The sequence below is a fragment of the Anaerosolibacter carboniphilus genome, from assembly GCF_014205875.1.
Lineage (GTDB): Bacteria > Bacillota > Clostridia > Peptostreptococcales > Thermotaleaceae > Anaerosolibacter > Anaerosolibacter carboniphilus.
Window position 1 is genome coordinate 29672 of the sequence record NZ_JACHEN010000006.1, and the last position, 14745, is coordinate 44416.

Sequence of the window (14745 nt, forward strand, 5' to 3'; positions counted from 1 at the left end):
AAAAGTAGTCAAAAAGACTTAATAATGTTGACATACAGCCTTAGTATGATAGTATAGAATCATAAAGTTCACCAAATGACTATTCTGTCAATGGAGGTGATGATTTTGTATGAAAAATTAAAGGAATTAAGATTAAAAAAAGGAATTACCCAAGAAGAAATGGCGAGAAAACTTGGCTATAAATATACCAGTGGATATAATCAACTTGAAAAAGGAAAGAGAAAAATAGATATAGAAACCGCTAGAAAGATCGCATTAATACTTGAAGAGCCTGTGGAAGAAATTTTCTTCAAACCGTAATCGATATCCATTTTAAATGATTTCTCCATATGGGGAAAGCAGCATACGGTAACGCTATTAACGATATGGGCTCTAATAAAGAACATTATCAGAAAGATTAACAGGGGGACGCTTCTATGATTGGGAATATGTATGGGATGAAATCAAGATTTATTTTGCTTGATAAGGATGGAAAGGTCGTATACGGAAGTCAGGGGAATAAAGATGAAATTAATGCGTTTTTAGAAGAGAGCCACGTTTATGATCGCATAAAGACAGGGGATTTTGGCATAAAAAAATGGGGTGATTCGCAAGTAACCATGGAAAGAATATTTGTAAACAATCAAAGCCTATATGTTATTGAATTGATAGCAGATGTTCAGGCCGGCAGATTTTCATCAATGGCATACAAAGATATGATGAGTGGTTTGTATAATCGAAATATGTGGGAATATATGATGCATAATAAATTCACGGAAGTTCAAGGGTGTTTTGATACTTTAATGATCATAGATATTGATAATTTAAAAGAAGTAAATGATAGTGAAGGTCATGCTGTGGGAGATATTCAGATTAGAATAGTGTCTGAATCCATTAAGGAATCCATAAGAGAAGAGGATATTGCTTTTAGGTATGGTGGGGATGAATTTGTGATTCTTTTGAATGGGCTAAAGAATAAGGATATACAAAAATTGATGGATAGAATAAGAGAAAAAATCAATGAAAAATCGAAAGATCATGGGATTCATGTGAGTATGGGGGTATCCTCTTTTGATAATTTTTCGGGCTTGATGGGGGCATTCCAAAAAGCAGATAATCTTTTATATGCAGAAAAGCAATGCAAAAAATTACAAGTTGGCAGTAAAAAGTATAAAGAATTATTGAAACTAAGAAAAAACATGGACGAAATCAGAAATCATCTAAATGATTTAATGGGGGAAAATAAAGATCATTTAAATGAGGACGTATTGGGTTTAAGCCGGGAGCTGGATCATGTGATTTATAGATACAGCATGATGGAAATAGGTTTGAAATCAAAAGAACTGTTAAAGAAGCAAGGAAATTCTAATATCAAATATAAGTAGAATACCTTCCATTTTTCATGTTATTTCTCAGACGGTAGCAAAGATAATTGATTGCTAGATAGATTACTGAGGTGATGTCATTTTATTGCTTCAAGCTCTTTCAAAAATAAAGCGATGGAAGGATTCATGTTTGTTTTCTTCCAGGCTGCTACCAACTTATGGTCATTGATTTCCCCTTCGATATCAATAAACCGGAGACTTGGACTGGAATGATGCTGCAAACTTTTTGGAAGGATCGCAATACCCATCCCTGCATCTACCAGCAGCAGCACGGTGTGGAGAAGCCGGGGCTCACTGACGATGTCAGGAAAGAAGCCATTGTCTGCGCAGATCAATAATGTTTGATTGAATCCTTGGGGCGATTCTTCTCTGTTTAGGATAATAAAATGCTCATTGGCTAAGTTGGCAATGTTAATACTGCTTTGATTTGCCAAGGGATGCTCACGGTGCATGACGATGGAAATGGTTTCTGTAAATATGCTTTTCTTTTCCAGGCCGCCCACGTTTTCTAATCCAAAGGATAGGGTGAAACCTATATCCAACTCCCCTGTATTTAAGGCTTCAATGAGAGCGCCGTGATTATACTGGTCTAGTTGTAATTCTACTTTGGGATAGTTACGGCGAAACTGTCGTATTAAATCAGGCAAAAAGTTCCTCTCTGTATAACCTAAGAATCCTATCTTCAAATTCCCAATGATACCTAATTCTGCTTGCCGTGTTTTTTCAATAGCCTCTGTAGATTTATTTACCAGATTGATTGCCTCCTTCAGGAGGACCGCACCGGCGTTGGTTAGTTTAACGGAACGCTTGTTTCGAATGAACAGCTGTACGCCGATTCTTTTCTCCAAATCTGCAATTTGTTGACTTACGGCGGATTGTGCTACAAACAGATGCTTGGCTGCTTCTGTAAAGCTTAAATGCTCAGCAACAGCAATAAAATAACGCAATTGTCGTATATCCATCCAAATTCCTCCAATTCCATATCTTAAATCAATGGTATATAAAGATCATATCACGGATTTGCCTTTCTATAAACAGAAATCACTTTTACTTATTACTGATATAGGATTATACTATTTCACAGTATGTGTAATATTCTGTATTCTATTAATATAGTTGAATTATTCCACTATTTTTTTAATATATAGGAAATTATGGTTTTCAATTTCCTATATATGGGGTGTGCAGAGGGGATTTCCCCTTTGCCGTATTCAGGAAGGTGCTCAGGCTGCTTTGCAGCCGTCGAAGGAAACCTAGGGTTTCCTAGCGAAAACAAATTGCCGATAGGCAACTTTGTTCATAGGTAGGAAAAGGATTTCAAACTGCTTATGGAGATAAAAATGCAATAGGCATTGTAGATTCGATGAGTGATGGAAAGGGAGGGTTTGTAATGGCAAAGGTGAATGTGTTAGACAAATACTGTAAGAGCTGTGGTCTTTGCATCGAAGTCTGTCCGAAGAAGATCCTGGATATTGGAGATAAAACGAATGAAAAAGGATACTTTACCGTGGTTTGTAAAGATCAGGAAAAATGCATCGGATGTTCTTTGTGTGCAACGGTTTGTCCGGATGTAGCTATAGAGGTTTATAAATAAAGGGTAGGAAGGGAGCTGATATCAGATGGAAAAGGTACTATTAAAAGGGAATGAAATCATTGGCGAAGCTGCCATTCGTTCAGGATGTAAGCTGTTTTTTGGTTATCCAATCACGCCATCTACAGAGGTAATCGAATACTTATCTGCACATCTGCCGAAGCATGGCGGTACGGTACTACAGGCTGAGGATGAAATTGGTGCGATTTATATGTGTTATGGTGCTGCTTGTACAGGAAATAGAGTAATGACGGCATCTTCCAGCCCAGGGGTTAGTTTGAAGCAGGAAGGACTTTCTTATAGTGCGGCTGTAGGATTACCGATGGTTGTTGTAAACGTAAATAGATGTGGACCGGGGCTAGGTGGTTTAGGACCAGCTCAATCCGATTATTTCCAATCTACAAAAGGCGGCGGGCATGGGGACTATCGCCTAATTGTTTTGGCACCATCCAAAGCCCAAGAGCTTTATGACTTTACCATGGAAGCCTTTGATTTGGCGGACAAATATCGTAATCCGGTAATGATTTTATCCGATGGTTTCTTGGGTCAGACCATGGAGCCTGTGATCTTAAAGGAAAGACCAGAAGCCCCAGCATTTGATAGAGATTGGGTGGTTGATGGTGCAAAAAATAGAAAGAAGCGAATTTTAGCGAGCTATTCCTTAACCAATGAAATAGGAGAAGCGAATAACCTAATATGGGAAGAAAAATATAAGAAGATTCAAGAGGAAGCACAACGTTGGGAAGAATACTACACAGAGGATGCAGAATATCTATTGGTGAGCTACGGAACAACGGGAAGAATCTGTAAAAGTACCGTATTAAATGCTCGAGCCAAGGGAATCAAGCTGGGATTAATTCGCCCGATTACTTTATGGCCATATCCAGAAAAAGCTTTCATTCCATATAAGGATAAAGTAAAAGGCATCGTAACAGTTGAGCTAAACACAGGACAGATGATTGAGGATGTAAAGCTTGCGGTAGAGTGTAAGGTACCTGTTCACCTTTTCAGAAGACAAGGTGGTATGTTGCCAACAGAAGATGAAATATTGGAATATGTTGAAAATAAATTTAACCTATCAGCAGTAGAGGAGGTATAGACCATGGAAAAAATATTTGGTAGAAGTAAAGGGTTGACAGATGTTCCTTTTTCATTCTGTCCTGGATGTACCCATGGAATTATCATGAGACTAATTGCTGAGGTACTGGAAGAATTAGATATTATTGAAGATACAATTGGAATTTCACCAGTAGGATGTGCAGGATTTTGTCAAGATTTCTTCAGTTGTGACTTTGTGGGAGCTGCCCATGGTAGAGCCCAAGCTGTAGGGACTGGCGTGAAAAGAGCGTTGCCAGATAAGATCGTCTTTACTTACCAAGGAGATGGAGATATTGCTGCCATCGGAACACAGCATGCCATTCACTCCGCAGCAAGGGGTGAAAAGATTACTTCCATCATGGTAAACAATGCAATTTTCGGTATGACAGGAGGCCAAATGGCACCTACGACGCTGGAAGGGATGAAGACATCTACAAGCCCTTATGGAAGAAATATTGGTACCAACGGCTATCCCATCGACTTACCTAAACTGATTGCGAATCTTGAGGGGGCAGTATATGTGGCTTCTGTTTCTGTAGATTCACCAAAAAACATCAATCAGGCGAAAAAAGCCATTAAGAAAGCTTTCCAAGTGCAGCAGGCTGGGCTAGGGTTTGCATTCGTCAGTGTGTTGTCAACTTGCCCAACAAACTGGGGCTTGTCACCTTCAGACAGTTTGAAATGGTTACGAGAAAACATGATGCCTGTTTATGAAATGGGTGAATTAAAGGTGGCAGAGGAGGTAAAGAGCTTATGATGGATAAAGTAATACTTGCAGGATTTGGTGGCCAGGGTGTTATGTTTTTAGGTAAGGTTTTGGCTTATGCCGGAATGGGGTCTGATCTGGAGCTTTGTTGGATCCCATCCTATGGACCTGAAATGCGCGGAGGTACAGCTAACTGCTCCGTAATCTTATCGGATGAAGAAATAAACTCTCCAGTGATTGCCTATGCAGATGCAGCGATTGTATTGAATAAACCTGCCTATGATAAATTTGCTCCTCGAGTAAAGCCAGGAGGTGTATTGATTGTAAATTCTTCGTTGGCGAAACTGGACGGCATGAGGGAGGATATTACAATCATTGAAATCCCAGCTACGGATATGGCCAATGAATTGGGCAATACAAGCATTGCAAACATGGTTTGTCTAGGTGCATTGCTTCCAAGCTTAAAGCTTGTTGACCTAGCGAAAGTGGAAAAGGCCATGGAGAAATTAACAAAGAAGAAGCCTGAATTATTAGAAACCAATTTAAATGCGATCAAAGAAGGAATCTCCTTCGTGAATCGTTAAAATACACGACTGTATATAGGGGGTTAATGTAGGGAACGATGGCCCCTGTTCCGCAAAGGATAAGCATCAGACCAACGGAACGGCGAGGGCGCCGATCCCTACAGAATCCTTGTAGTAAGATATTTAGTTATTTGATAAAAAGTCTTCCTTAAAATTTTAAGGAAGACTTTTTTATGTATAAAATCCCCTGATTTTGGTAATAGTCCAAAATAAAAAAGGGGAGAGAAGTACCAGTGACTGGAGCATGGGGATATCGAATCATGGATAATGCCACAGCTCAAGAGGTAATTGACCGCTTTACAGAGTTACACGCGAAGTACGGCAGTCTAAAGGATGCTTTGTATGAACTAAAGACACAAATATTATTGGATAAAATGTTTCCTCTGAAAGTGTTGGCGTTGGCTCAAATAGAATACGAATGTCAGGGAAAGGTTAGTCGAGATACACTTAAGATGACTCTATCGGCATTGGACAAGGAATTAAAACATATATATCAATGGGACAATCCCATGGAAAGAAGACAATACCTTCTGATGTTCAGAGATTGCTTATTGGGTAAACATCGAGAAGTCAGTTAAAGAAAACAGATTTGTCTAAGCAGACAAAGAATAAGGGGAGGGTAAATCCGTGCTTTTAACCGAAAAGCAACTACAGAGATTTTATACATATATGACAGGAACAACAGGCGGTCTGCTAACTGTTGTAGAGCTTAAAAAGCAGATATTAGAGAAGTATAAAGAGGATATTGAGTTTTATAAAAGATTCGAAAGGGAAGAGGCAAAAAGTCAGATCTTATTGCTCAATGAACGGATTAGAGAAAGTCAGGAAGAAATCAATAAATACACCCATATCATAAATTTTGTATTCAATGGTTTGAATGAATGCAACATTGAAGAGAGTCAATTCACTCCCTACATGGAAAAATGGATGCCAACATCTGTGTTTTAAAGAGAGAATACTCTCTTTTTTTTGAACAATTTTATAATATCAAAGTCATGATCATTTATTCGAAAATAGGATTAGCGTATTAGCGAATTCGAAAAAAATGTTAAAAATTTAACGTATCATATAAACTTCTTTTAAAAAATTCCGTAATTATATATAAGTAAGTCAAATAATTTATTTGAAATTTAGGGGTATCTATGGAAAGGATGGGGAAAATGGAGTACTCAAAGAGTTACTATGCAGGGGTAGGATTGGCAATTGGAATAGGGGCTGCTGCAAACTTAATTTTCATTCTATCTATTGTCATAGGCAATGGATTTTTAATCCCTCTCGTTGGAGTTGGAGCTGTACCTGGATTATATTTAGCCTATCGATGGATTGAAAAAGGCAATGAAAGCAGTAAAGAAAGCAGCAAAGCATAATTTTCTTACAGCGTGTGACAGTAGATAGATCATCTGTCACACTTTTTATTTGACAGGGTTGTGAGGGTATAAAGGGCAATATACATCAATACTAAGAATGTTCCAAAGGAGAAGGTGAAGGCCAATGCATGGTTATGGAAGCTTTCAAGGATACTTTCTAATAATAACATGGGACGATAAATCAAGTCCCAGCTATTCCAGCGGATAAATCTACCTAAGTAAATACCGAAGCTGCTTAAAAACAAGATAACAAAGACAAAAACCCATCCTAACCAGCTCCCAAATCGATCCTTAACCATGTTATGGACTAGATATAAGGAAACAAAGCCAATGAAAAAGCCCGTCAAAACAAATAGGCAGATCATGATAAAATCATACCAAACGATAAAAGACATATTATAGCTTCCAGTACCGAAGTAGAATTTCATTTGGTTTAGGTGAATGAAATCGGTTAGTATGTAGGGGGCATTGGGATAAAAAGGCAGCCAGATACATCCCAAGGAAATCAAAAAGATCATTCGAAGTATCCTTGGTCTGCAATATATGTATAAATAATTCATGATTACCGAAACCCCTAGAGGAACCCAGGCTAGAAACAGATTCCACAATAAATATCTATAAGCCATAGTGCCTGTATAAATGGCACGAAATCTAACCATTCCATATCCTGTAAGAGAAAGCAGTATATAAATACCCAAAATAAAGAGAATGCTTCGATGAAACATGCTGCGATTGCGAAAGTCCATTCTGCCCTTGCCTCCAATAATAAGTCTGCATTACGATCCATATACATATAGTATACCGTGAAACGTTGAGATGCTAGTCAAAAATTTTGAAGATGCTATCTTCCGCCGTTCCACAAAGAAATGGAACCTTTTCTGCTAATCTTCGTCTGAATACTAGAAACAAAAAAATAGCAGAGAGGATGATATGATGAAAAGAAAGTTTTCTACAATAATAGTAATCGCAATAAGTGGTTTAATGTTATTTGGGTGTGCACAGAGCAAAGGAGATATTGCAGCTCAGCCAGATCAAAATGGTAACCCAGCAGGAATCGTTCTTGCAGGAGCAGACCAGCAGAAGAATATCACAATTGAGGATGTGAAGGCCATTGAACTCTATGATCTGGACGGAAAGCTGGTAAAGGATGATTTTAAAAAGGATGAAATCGTGAAAGCTTTCAATGATAGCATGATTGATGATACGTCTTTCATCGAAATGATTGCAGGCTATCGCATGGTGATTACATTGAAGGATGATGGAAAGATTACCATTACAAGTTATGGGGATGAAACACGGGTCGTTGCAATGGTGAGAGATACCACATACCATTTGATTAGCCCTGAACTTGCCAAAATACTTTTGGGGAAGTAGATAGGGAAAATATTGCGAAAGAAAAGTACTTGTGATAAGATGAAAGTATATCTAAAAGAACGGAGGGTGGACTGAAAATGGGTGTTATTAATATGATCAAATTTCGATTAAATGCTTTATGCTACTAATTGAATAGTGCTTAAAGGCTCTGCCTGTGTGTAGAGTAATCGGGATTGGTCTGCCTATTTTTAAGGAAACCCTTATTTTGTCGTATATATTTTTATATGTGAAAAAGAAGGAGGACAAATCTGTCCTCTTTTTTTCTTTAAAAATGTAATTCTCGAAGAAGGTAATGCTATTTTTCTTTCTGAAGGATGAAAATTTGACAGGATTGCTATAACCATTTTGCAAAGGAGAAGCAGGTGGGGAGGTATACGTCATTGAATCATCTTGCAGTTAGGAAATATAGTTTAGTTTACGATGCTTCATTGAGAAGACCATAAATTTACTTGTAAAGATCTCTTGTTTTTGTAATCTTTCGAAAATGAGTGATTTCTTTCAGTGTTTTTGTCATATCTTCTTCCGTTTACTCAAAACACAGGCAACCAGTCTGTGTTTTTTTATTGTATAAGAAAGTGTAAATCTTAAGTAAGCTTAAATTAAGTAAGCACAATGGGTATAGTGATTAAGAAAACCAGACAATAAAAAATAGGGGTTGTAGGGGATGAAATCCCCTGCCGTACTAAGGAGGGTGCTCAGACTGCGATAGCAGTCGTCGAAGGGAAACTAGGGTTTCCTAGCGAAAACGCCCTTAGGCGCTTTTGTAATGTAAAATACTGGAGGGATATAAAAATGAACCAAAAAGCAATATTAGTAGGTGTTAAACTGAGCCATCAAGATAATTATGAATATATGATGGAAGAATTAGAAAATCTAGCTGCTGCTTGTGATGTTGAGGTGGTTGGTCAAATTACCCAAAAGCTAAGCCGTGTGAATCCATCTTCCTACATCGGGAATGGCAAGATTCAAGAAACCTTAGCACTGCTTGAACAAAATGATGGAAATATGGTGATTTTCAATGATGAGCTATCGCCTACGCAGATTCGTAATCTTGAGGGAGCTTTGAAATGCAAAGTGATAGATCGAACCATTCTAATTCTAGATATTTTTGCCCAGAGAGCGAAAACAAGGGAGGCACAACTCCAGGTGGAAATAGCTCATTTGCAATATATGCTGCCACGTCTCATTGGACTCCGTGAATCGCTAGGGCGGCAAAGCGGCGGTGTAGGTACGAAAAACAGAGGTGCTGGTGAAAAGAAGTTGGAACTGGATCGACGTAAAATTGAAGAGAAGATAACTGTGCTAAATAAAGAGTTGGAAATCCTTGTGGCCCAACGACAAAATCAGCGGAAACAACGGAAAAAAAAAGAGATACCTGTAGTTTCACTAGTAGGATACACGAATGCTGGTAAATCAACAATGATGAACGCTCTATTGGAGTTATTTATGCCATCAACGGATAAAAAAGTATTTGAGAAAGATATGTTGTTTGCAACCCTTGAAACATCCGTTAGAAACATTAAGCTACCAGATAACAAATCCTTTTTATTGACGGATACAGTTGGCTTTGTCAGCAAGCTGCCCCATCATCTGATCAAAGCATTTCGATCAACCTTAGAAGAAGTGGCAGAGGCTGATCTGTTAATCCATGTGATTGACTATTCAAATCCTCAATATAAGCAGCATATAGAAGTTACAAAGAATACGCTGAAAGAAATAGGGATTGGAGATATTCCAACGATCTATGCTTATAACAAGGTTGATTTAATGGATATTGAAATTCCAATAGTTCAAAAGGATTGTGTGTATCTGTCTGCAAAACAGAAGATTGGCATGCATGAGTTAATCCAAATGATTTGCGATCAAATTTTTCAAGACTATATTCAATGTACACTGTTGATCCCTTATTCTCACGGTGAGTTGGTTTCTTACTTTAATGAGAATGCCCATGTTCTATCAATCGATTATGAAGATGATGGCACGAAGCTAACTGTTGAATGTAAGAACTCGGATTTTAAAAAATGTCAGGCCTATGTCATTCAAGAATAAAATGAAATTTGTTGAAATGTAGGAACCTTTTATTTTTTCCTTCGTCCAATAAATGTACCAAAATTTGAAGGAGGATATTTTTTATGAAAAAAATAGTAGCAATTGTTTTGGCTTCATCCATTGCTTTTTCGGGAGCATCGATGGTTTATGCCAATAATGTAGAGAATAAAGGAGAGACAGAAAAAATCATACCAATCAGTGCACCTATAAAAGCAATGACACCGAAAAGTATATTCGTTGGAGGGAAGAAGATAGATCTAAAGGATACAATGATCTATGAAAAAGATGGTCATACCATGATCCCTTTAAGGTGGACCCTTGAAGCCCTTGATTACAAGGTTGAATGGAACGATAAATTAAAAAAGATAGATATACAAGAAGGAGCTAAATGGACAAGCATATCTATTGGAAAAGACAGCTATTTCTTTGCAAAGGTAGCACCGATGTCTTTAGGGATTGCCCCAGAAATAAAAGAAGATAGAGCATATGTATCCTTAACATTTTTAGAGGAAGTTCTAAAGGTCGAGTATTCTGTACAAGGAGACAATATCATTGTTCAAAATGCTAATCCAACAACGCATATAGATGAAGCAAATGAGAAAGTAGATATGAAAGCGGTCATTAAAAAAGTAACCTATGATGATGAATTAAAGCTCAAAGAAATCATAGTAGAAAATGTTGATCAAGATAGCGGTACTTATGATACGGCAGTTGTTTTAATCCATGAAAAAACACAGATGATGAAAGGGAATCATGGGATTACAACCCTAGAACCGGGTGAAAAGGTAGAATTAACATTTGAAGAAGGACCTATTACCATGATATATCCCGTTCGTATTGGAGCAAAAGTAATAAGAGTAGTAGAATAAACTTACAAAAATAATAACCCCCCATGGGGTTATTATTTTTGTGCAAATGCAGTGGCTCATTATTTAAAAATGGTTTTTAATATTCGTTTTCTGTTCCTAGTTTTTCACGCTAAAGGGCCTCAAGTATCTTTAAATCTTTTTGAATCTCCACGTTTGTCATTTCAGGTGTAATGTCTAATAATTCTAATACTTCGATAGAGAAACTATCGAAGCCATATTGCTTCATGTCATTGGCTAATTTTTTGTGCATTACATCATAGGAATTGACTTTTTTGGCAAATTCAAATTTATTATAGATGCTGTTGATATCTGAGCTATTGCTTAAAAAGTATCTTCCCGTTTGGTGATTCACAACACGATATACTCCAGCATCGTGTTTGAGTTCTTTGTACTGAGCGATAAGCTCTTTACGGTTCAATTGGGTAGACATAGTATCCTCCTTTAAAATCGTTAAAGTAATATGCTTCTATTTCTTGTTATAGCCGTATTCTCCAAAGGGCTGAAGCTTGTCAATCCATTTTTTTTCGAGTTTTTTAAGCTCTCTGGTTACATTTTTAGGATCTTCCGCTTCCTCAAAGGAGTCTAAGATCTCAAAGACAAAGGCATCTTCTCCATATTGATTCCATTCGCTTTGTAGGGTTTTGTTCCGATGAGAACCTGTCTTAAGATCGAACCTGATACCATTGAGCTTTGAGATATTTCTTCCGCTTGCAATGAAGATCTTCTGATTTTGTGTATTACGAATTTGATAGACACCACTTATGACTTTTTCTGTTGGCTGTGAAGAGATAGTGGAATCTTTTACCCAATATTCACTGCAATCTTTGTTTCGATCCATGAAACCATATTCGATGAGATATCTTCGGATGGCAACATAATCATTTTCATATACATTCTTGAGTATTTCATTGAGTTCTTTCTCTTTATAAGTGCGTCCACGGTCAAAACGTTTTGTAATTTCACGGAGTACCACAAGCTTATGCTTTTCCTGCATAGAAAAGGTTGTAAGCTTACCAGTTATACCCTGTGGAAAATATTTGCTAAGCAGCTTTTCGTTTTCTTCTTCAGTAATGGCGTAGCGATCATCTACCATGGTTGCTGTCTTATGTGGTTTGACTACAGCCACAGCATTTTTATTCTTTTCTTTTAAAAGATCCATGAGCACGAGAAAGATCTTGGATTGTCGTTCTTTTTCCTTAAATGTAAACCGATGATTACGAATGGTAGAGGCGCTGCCGATACCTAAGTCTTTTTGGACCTCATGATCATTTTTGCCTTGATAAAACAGATTCAATAGATTGCTTTGATGTTCTGACAGACCAGTAATCTTTTTATCAAGGCTATTCAAGTATTCAAAAACGGAACCATGGACATCCTCTATATGCTTAATCATATACTTTTGTGCCTCGTACAAAACACGATCAACAGGATAAATAATCCCCTTTTCTATCTGCTCTCCGCATAATAGACAGGTGAAGCAGTTCTCGTCTTCGATATAACCGTTTTTTATTTCCTCTAAAGAAGCATTCCAGAATTGCTCGGAAGTTTTCAATAATAAACACTCCTTATATTCATCTATTATTATATAGATAATATATCACAATATCTATTAAAATATCAAGAATATTTTGTGCTATAATAGTAGCGTAATAATTTATATATATCATTACATCATCAGAGGGGCAAAAAATTTTAGAAAGATGAGCTGGGAATGAGATGAATAGGGGGGATGATTATGAAGGTCGAAATGTTTGAACTTGGCCATGTTCAGGATGAGAAATTGAAATATGCAGTGATCGCCGCATTGTTTCAGGAACAATGGGTATTTGTAAGACATAAAGAAAGAGATACCTGGGAGATACCAGGTGGCCGAAGGGAACAAGATGAAGATATAAATACGACTGCATCGAGAGAGTTGTTTGAAGAATCAGGGGCAGAGAAATTTACAATCAAACCCATATGTGATTATTCTGTTACCGTGAAAGAAGAGCCATCCTTTGGAAGGTTGTTTTTCGCAGAAATAGAAGAACTAGGGGATTTGCCGGAACTTGAAATAGGCGAGGTGAGATTATTTAAGGAGATTCCTGAGAAACTGACGTATCCAAAGATCCAGTCCATTTTACATAAGTGGGTTCTTTCTTCTTTTGAAGCGACGAATCTTGACAAAAGGAAAATAGTTGCGAAGGTCGAAAAAGCAGAGTGGAATGACTTTTTTAGACAAAGAGATCTTCGACTAATAGAACCAGAAGCTTTTTTAGTAAACAATGTACATCTCCTGCAAACGGGAAGTGTTCTTGATATTGCTTGTGGAGATGGTAGAAATGCCATTTTCTTAGCGACGAATGGATTTCAGGTGAAGGGAATCGATTTTTCATCGGAGGCTTTAGAAAGAATGAGGTACTTTGCAGAAAAAGAAGGTACATATGTAGAAGGGAAAGAGATAGATTTAAGAAATGCTCAACTATTGAAAGCATTAGACCGTTTTGATAATATCATCATCAATCATTATAAGCCAACCAAGGATGTATTGAATCTGTTGCCAATGTTGCTAAATGAAAAGGGAATTTTGTTGATATGCACATTTAATTACTTGCAAAATGTTGAAAAGGGATACCCCAGAGAATTTTGTTTAGAGAAAGAGGAATTGGTGGACAGATATCCTGAATTGGTTCTGTTGCGGCATGAATCCTTTACAGATGCAAGGGGATATTTTGATGGATATATCTTTCAAAAAAACGAATGATGCAAAAGCACAATAAAAAGGCAGGGGCACCGTTTCCTACAGGACGCTAGAAAAAGTGCTGATAAGATAAATTTTTTGCATAACGTTATATACAGTGGGTAAAAAATAAATACACGTTATGTGATAATTTAAATCTTGGAGGGAACAAGAATGAATAAAGAATTTAGTGCAGCTGTAAAAGAGAGACGGTCTATCTATGGTATCAGCAAGGATTTCGTGGTTTCTGATGAAAAAATTCAAGAAGTGATTCAACATGCAGTACAATATACACCATCAGCCTTCAATTCGCAAAGTGCAAGGGTAGTGGTGCTGTTAGGGGCCCAACATGACAGATTGTGGGATATTACCAAGGAAACCTTGCGTAAGATCGTTCCACCAGGAAGTTTTGCTCAGACAGAAGAAAAAATGAATGCATTCCAGAGTGGATACGGTACGGTGCTATTCTTTGAGGATCAAAGTGTGATCGAAGGACTTCAGCAGAAGTTTTCCCTTTATAAGGATAATTTCCCTGTTTGGTCTCAGCATTCCACAGGCATGCTTCAATATGTGGTATGGACTTCCTTAGAAATTGAAGGTTTTGGCGCTTCACTACAGCATTATAATCCACTTATTGATGAGGAAGTAAAAAAAGAGTGGAATGTACCAGACAATTGGAAGCTTATCGCTCAAATGCCATTTGGAAAACCAACAGCTCCTGCTGGAGAAAAAGAATTCATGTCATTGGAAGAAAGAGTAAAGGTATTCAAATAGCATAGACCTTAGTAGAAGAGCTACTTAGGTTGTGAAAAGGCGCACGGGAAGTGCGCCTTTTGTATTTATGGCATAGTTGTAGAAAAATGCGTCGCAACGGTAACGGTTGGACAGGGGCATCGTTCCGAAAAAGATAGAGATTCAAAAACCACGGAACGGCGAGGGCGCTGATCCCTACAGAATACTGTGCACATTGGTAGAGGCGATTCACGAATCGCCCTTTGACCACAGATAACAGTCTGGCTGTCAT

18 protein-coding genes are annotated in these 14745 nt (G+C 37.6%); 14 read left to right on the forward strand and 4 right to left on the reverse strand.

Features of this window, described 5'->3' with window-relative positions; genetic code table 11:
• Positions 1 to 105: 105 nt before the first annotated feature.
• A complete protein-coding gene (locus tag HNQ80_RS06240) occupies positions 106 to 300 on the forward strand; it encodes a helix-turn-helix transcriptional regulator (protein WP_243183010.1) in 195 nt (64 codons plus the stop codon).
• A 116-nt stretch (positions 301 to 416) separates the two neighbouring features.
• Positions 417 to 1364 carry a GGDEF domain-containing protein gene (locus HNQ80_RS06245; RefSeq protein WP_184309269.1) on the forward strand — a complete coding sequence of 316 codons (948 nt, stop codon included), beginning with the start codon at positions 417 to 419 and terminating at the stop codon, positions 1362 to 1364.
• 77 nt (positions 1365 to 1441) lie between these two features.
• Here HNQ80_RS06245 and HNQ80_RS06250 read toward each other — a convergent pair whose 3' ends face one another.
• Positions 1442 to 2326 carry a LysR family transcriptional regulator gene (locus tag HNQ80_RS06250; RefSeq protein WP_184309271.1) on the reverse strand — a complete coding sequence of 295 codons (885 nt, stop codon included), beginning with the start codon at positions 2324 to 2326 and terminating at the stop codon, positions 1442 to 1444.
• Between the two features lie 428 nt (positions 2327 to 2754).
• Here HNQ80_RS06250 and HNQ80_RS06255 point away from each other — a divergent pair, with 428 nt between their 5' ends.
• The 7 genes from HNQ80_RS06255 (at position 2755) to HNQ80_RS06285 (ending at position 6710) form a co-directional block, all read left to right on the forward strand.
• A complete protein-coding gene (locus HNQ80_RS06255) occupies positions 2755 to 2958 on the forward strand; it encodes an indolepyruvate ferredoxin oxidoreductase subunit alpha (RefSeq protein WP_184309273.1) in 204 nt (67 codons plus the stop codon).
• 25 nt (positions 2959 to 2983) lie between these two features.
• The gene (vorB, locus tag HNQ80_RS06260; RefSeq protein ID WP_184309275.1) at positions 2984 to 4054 is read left to right on the forward strand and encodes a 3-methyl-2-oxobutanoate dehydrogenase subunit VorB; all 1071 of its coding nucleotides are present in this window, start codon (positions 2984 to 2986) and stop codon (positions 4052 to 4054) included.
• Between the two features lie 3 nt (positions 4055 to 4057).
• Positions 4058 to 4810, forward strand: coding sequence for a thiamine pyrophosphate-dependent enzyme (locus HNQ80_RS06265; RefSeq protein ID WP_184309277.1), 753 nt, complete (start codon positions 4058 to 4060; stop codon positions 4808 to 4810).
• On the forward strand, positions 4807 to 5343 hold the full coding sequence (locus HNQ80_RS06270) for a 2-oxoacid:acceptor oxidoreductase family protein (RefSeq protein ID WP_184309278.1): 537 nt from the start codon (positions 4807 to 4809) through the stop codon (positions 5341 to 5343). The genes HNQ80_RS06265 and HNQ80_RS06270 overlap by 4 nt, the downstream gene beginning before the upstream one ends.
• 233 nt (positions 5344 to 5576) lie before the next feature.
• Complete coding sequence (locus HNQ80_RS06275; RefSeq protein ID WP_184309280.1) at positions 5577 to 5921, forward strand: hypothetical protein; 345 nt, start codon at positions 5577 to 5579, stop codon at positions 5919 to 5921.
• A gap of 49 nt (positions 5922 to 5970) precedes the next feature.
• Entirely contained in the window at positions 5971 to 6291 is a 321-nt protein-coding gene (locus HNQ80_RS06280) for a hypothetical protein (RefSeq protein WP_184309282.1), read from the forward strand.
• Positions 6292 to 6503: 212 nt separating this feature from the next.
• Complete coding sequence (locus tag HNQ80_RS06285) at positions 6504 to 6710, forward strand: hypothetical protein (RefSeq protein ID WP_184309284.1); 207 nt, start codon at positions 6504 to 6506, stop codon at positions 6708 to 6710.
• Between the two features lie 29 nt (positions 6711 to 6739).
• Here the strand turns inward: HNQ80_RS06285 and HNQ80_RS06290 are convergent, their stop codons facing one another.
• Complete coding sequence (locus tag HNQ80_RS06290; RefSeq protein WP_184309286.1) at positions 6740 to 7456, reverse strand: DUF1361 domain-containing protein; 717 nt, start codon at positions 7454 to 7456, stop codon at positions 6740 to 6742.
• A gap of 187 nt (positions 7457 to 7643) precedes the next feature.
• Between HNQ80_RS06290 and HNQ80_RS06295 the strand changes: the two genes are divergently transcribed.
• From HNQ80_RS06295 to HNQ80_RS06305, 3 genes are all read left to right on the forward strand, one after another.
• Entirely contained in the window at positions 7644 to 8084 is a 441-nt protein-coding gene (locus tag HNQ80_RS06295) for a hypothetical protein (RefSeq protein ID WP_184309288.1), read from the forward strand.
• A gap of 792 nt (positions 8085 to 8876) precedes the next feature.
• Entirely contained in the window at positions 8877 to 10133 is a 1257-nt protein-coding gene (gene hflX / locus HNQ80_RS06300) for a GTPase HflX (protein WP_184309290.1), read from the forward strand.
• Positions 10134 to 10216: 83 nt separating this feature from the next.
• Positions 10217 to 11002, forward strand: coding sequence for a copper amine oxidase N-terminal domain-containing protein (locus HNQ80_RS06305; RefSeq protein WP_184309292.1), 786 nt, complete (start codon positions 10217 to 10219; stop codon positions 11000 to 11002).
• Positions 11003 to 11111: 109 nt separating this feature from the next.
• Here the strand turns inward: HNQ80_RS06305 and HNQ80_RS06310 are convergent, their stop codons facing one another.
• Entirely contained in the window at positions 11112 to 11432 is a 321-nt protein-coding gene (locus tag HNQ80_RS06310; RefSeq protein WP_184309294.1) for a GIY-YIG nuclease family protein, read from the reverse strand.
• 36 nt (positions 11433 to 11468) lie between these two features.
• Positions 11469 to 12554: a DUF2087 domain-containing protein gene (locus HNQ80_RS06315; RefSeq protein ID WP_184309296.1), complete on the reverse strand. Its 1086-nt coding sequence runs from the start codon at positions 12552 to 12554 to the stop codon at positions 11469 to 11471.
• 183 nt (positions 12555 to 12737) lie between these two features.
• Between HNQ80_RS06315 and HNQ80_RS26410 the strand changes: the two genes are divergently transcribed.
• A complete protein-coding gene (locus tag HNQ80_RS26410) occupies positions 12738 to 13745 on the forward strand; it encodes a methyltransferase domain-containing protein (RefSeq protein WP_207726883.1) in 1008 nt (335 codons plus the stop codon).
• 150 nt (positions 13746 to 13895) lie between these two features.
• Positions 13896 to 14495, forward strand: coding sequence for a nitroreductase family protein (locus tag HNQ80_RS06325; RefSeq protein WP_184309300.1), 600 nt, complete (start codon positions 13896 to 13898; stop codon positions 14493 to 14495).
• Positions 14496 to 14745 lie beyond the last annotated feature (250 nt).